The organism is Burkholderia sp. LMG 13014 (genome assembly GCF_905232215.1).
Lineage (GTDB): Bacteria > Pseudomonadota > Gammaproteobacteria > Burkholderiales > Burkholderiaceae > Burkholderia.
Genome location: NZ_CAJNKE010000593.1, coordinates 1 through 3,587 on the forward strand (window position 1 = coordinate 1; position 3,587 = coordinate 3,587).

The following is a 3,587-nucleotide window of genomic DNA, read 5'->3' on the forward strand; positions in this document are numbered from 1 at the left end:
GGCGCATGGCCCTGCGCGCGCATCGCGTCATAGACGGCCAGCGCATCGTCGAGCGCGGCCGGGCTCGGATGCTCGGGGGCCAGCCGGTAATCGGGCACCCACACCGGCAGGCCGGCATCTTTCGCGAGCCGCGTCGTCACGCCGCGATGCGTATGCGGCCCGCCGAGACAGAAAGCGCCGCCGTGCAGATAGAGAATCGCGCCGCCCGAATCGCCGTGCTTCGGCGCAACGACTTCGACCGGCACGCGATGCGCGGACGTGCGGTAGCGCAGCGTGCCGCCCGTGCCCGGCATCAGCGGTGACAGCAGCGCGACGACGCGGCGCTGCATGCGCGCGCCGAACGGCGGCCCGATCAGCGGCCGGAACGCGACGCGCAGGAAGCCGCGCAGCGATGCGGCAGTGAGGGCCTCCAGCCGTCCGGCGGGCGGCGCGACCACGACGTCGGGCGTCGGTGCGACCGACTCGGGCAACGGATGCGTGAAGCGGTAGGCGGACATCCCGGTGAAGCGGGTGATCCACCGGTAGGTCAGCGTGAAGCCCGGCCAGTTCGTGCTGTTGTGTCCCGACGCATCGACGTACCAGCTCTTGCAGCTGTTCCATACCGATCCTTCGAGCCGCTGCTGCACGTGCACGTTGAAGCGCCGGTAGCGGCGCGCGTCGACGTCGATCGCGCGCGCGCCGTCGAGCCGCATCGCGTGCAGGCAGCGCATCACGTGCGCGATCTGGCTTTCGAGCATGTAGACGATCGAGTTGTGGCCGAGGTTGGTGTTCGGGCCGTACAGCATGAAGAAGTTCGGAAAGCCGGGCACGGTGAGCCCGAGATACGCCTGCGCGCCGCGCCGCCATGCGTCGTTCAGGTCGAGCCCGTCGCGGCCCGTGATGCGCATCGGCGACAGGAACTCGGTCGCCGCGAATCCCGTGCCGTAGACGATCGCATCGACCGGATGGTGCACGCCGTCGACGGTCTCGATGCCGTCCTCCGTGACGCGCCGGATCCGCTGCGTGACGAGCTCGACGTTGTCGCGGCTCATCGCGGCCAGGTAGTCGCTCGACAGCAGGATGCGCTTGCAGCCGATCGGGTAGTCGGGCGTGAGCCGCGCGCGCAGCGCCGGGTCCGGCACGTCGCGTGCGAGCAGCTTGTGGAACGGCCGGCCGACTGCAACCTTCATCACCTTGTGCAGGCGCGTGAACGCGATCGCGCGCGATTCGTAGCGCAGGTAGATCGACGCGCGATGCAGCTTCATCGCCCACGGCAGCCGGCGGAACAGCGCCTTCTCCCACGGGCGGTACGCGCGGTCGGGGCGCGGCATCACATAGGCCGGCGAACGCTGGAATACGACCAGGCGCTGCACGTCGCCGGCGATCGCCGGGACGAACTGGATCGCCGATGCGCCGGTACCGACCACGGCCACGCGTTTGCCGGCGAGCGAATAGTCGTGATCCCAGTGCGCGGAGTGGAACGCGCGGCCGCGGAACGTGTCGATGCCGGGCAGGTCGGGCATCGCGGGGCGGCTCAACTGCCCGGTGCCGCTGACGAGCACGGCCGCGCTCAGCGTCGTGCCGTCGGCGAGCGTGACGCGCCACAGCGCGGCGGCTTCGTCGTAGCGCGCGTGCGCGACTTCGGCGCCGAAGCGCAAATAGCGCGCGAGGCCGTACTTGCGCGCGCAATGCTGCAGATACGCATGGATTTCGGGTTGCGGCGCGAACACGCGCGACCAGGCCGGATTCGGCTCGAACGAGAACGAGTACAGGTGCGAGGGCACGTCGCAGGCGGCGCCCGGGTAGCTGTTGTCGCGCCACACGCCGCCGACGTCGTGCGAGCGTTCGACGATCGCGAAATCGTGGATGCCGGCACGTTGCAGCGCGACTGCCATGCCGATGCCGGCGAAGCCGGCGCCGATGATGATCGCCGCAAGCGGTGCGGCGGATTCGGTCAGACGGGTTGCGTCACGCGGCGACATGGCGAATTTCCTCAGGCTGGACGGTATCGTGCGCGGCGCGCGATGCAGGAACGGTGTCGGGATCCGTCGTGATGCTGACGGTTTCGCCCTGCAGCCGCGCGGGCGTGCGGCACACGCCGCGGATCAGGTCGACGGCCTTCTCGGCGATCATGATCGTCGGTGCGTTGGTGTTGCCGCCGATGAGCGTCGGCATGATCGACGCATCGACGATGCGCAGACCCTGCAGGCCGCGCACGCGCAGCTGCGGATCGACGACGGCGAGTGCGTCGTGCCCCATCCGGCACGTGCCGACCGGGTGATACACGGTGTCGGTGCGCCGCCGCAGCACGTCGCGGATTTCATCGTCGGTGTGGACGTTCGCGGTGAACAGGTCGCGCGTGGTCCAGCCGGCGAGCGCCGGCGCCTCCATCAGCCGGCGCGTGAGGCGGAAGCCCGCGACCATGTCGTCGAGGTCGCGCGGATCGTCGAAGAACGCGGGATCGATGCGCGGCGCCGCGAGCGGATCGACGCTGTTCAGCGTGACCGAGCCTCGGCTGCGCGGCCGCAGCAGGCACACGTGGCACGACAGCCCGTGGCCGGCGTGCAGCTTGCGCGCGTGATCGTCGACGAGCGCGACGACGAAGTGCAACTGGATGTCCGGTGCGTCGAGCTCGGCGCGGGTCTTCAGGAAGCCGCCGCCTTCCGCGAAATTCGACGTCAGCATCCCGCGCCGTTCGCCGCGGAAGCGCATGAACTCGCGCAGCATGCGCAGGCCGCCGCGCGCGGACACGCCCATCGTATCGACGCTGCGGGTGCGGTAGCCGAAGATGAAGTCCGGATGATCCTGCAGGTTGCGGCCGACGCCGGGCAGGTCGGCATGCACGGCGATGCCTTGTTGCTGGAGTTCGCGGCCCGGGCCGACGCCCGACAGCATCAGCAACTGCGGTGTTTGCAGTGCGCCCGCCGCGAGCACGACTTCCCGCCGTGCGCGCAGCGTGCGCACCTCGCCATGCTGCCGCACTTCGACACCGATCGCGCGCGTGCCGTCGAACAGGATGCGCAGCACCTGCGCATGCGTCTCGACCGTCAGGTTGTCGCGGCGGCCGACGTGCGGCAGCAGGTACGCGCGCGCCGCGCTCCACCGTTCGCCGTGCTTCTGCGTGACCTGGTAGATGCCGATGCCTTCCTGCTGCGCGCCGTTGAAATCGTCGGTGAGCGGCAGGCCGGCTTGCTGCGCGGCTTCCAGGTAGCGCGCATGGAACGGGTTGCCGGTGCGCAGGTCGCTCACCCACAGCGGGCCGTCGCGGCCGTGCCACGCATCGTCGAAGCGCTCGTTGTGCTCGCTCAGGCGGAAGTACGGCAGCACGTCGTCGTAGGCCCAGCCTTCGTTGCCGAGCGCGGCCCAGCCGTCGTAGTCGACGCGATGGCCGCGGATATACACCATCGCGTTGATGGCCGACGAACCGCCGAGCACCTTGCCGCGCGGCTGGTAGCCGATGCGCCCGCCGAGGCCCGACTGCGGCACCGTGTCGAAGGCCCAGTTGTTGATGCGGGTCGGCATCATCGCGACCGCGCCGGTCGGCACGTTGACGAGATGGCTCTTATACACATCTCCGAGCCAACGAGACTAGGCATGATCTCGTATGC

At 69.7% G+C, this 3,587-nt stretch carries 1 protein-coding gene and 1 pseudogene; both read right to left on the reverse strand.

What is annotated here, in order from left to right; translation table 11 throughout:
* The coding region (locus tag JYJ84_RS31485) for an alpha/beta hydrolase fold domain-containing protein (protein WP_205189927.1) at window positions 1-1,961 on the reverse strand (1,961 nt) is incomplete at its 3' end.
* Window positions 1,948-3,534, reverse strand: a pseudogene (locus JYJ84_RS31490) (GMC family oxidoreductase); the annotation flags it as partial. The pseudogene JYJ84_RS31490 and the gene JYJ84_RS31485, both read right to left, overlap by 14 nt.
* Between the last annotated feature and the right edge of the window lie 53 nt (window positions 3,535-3,587).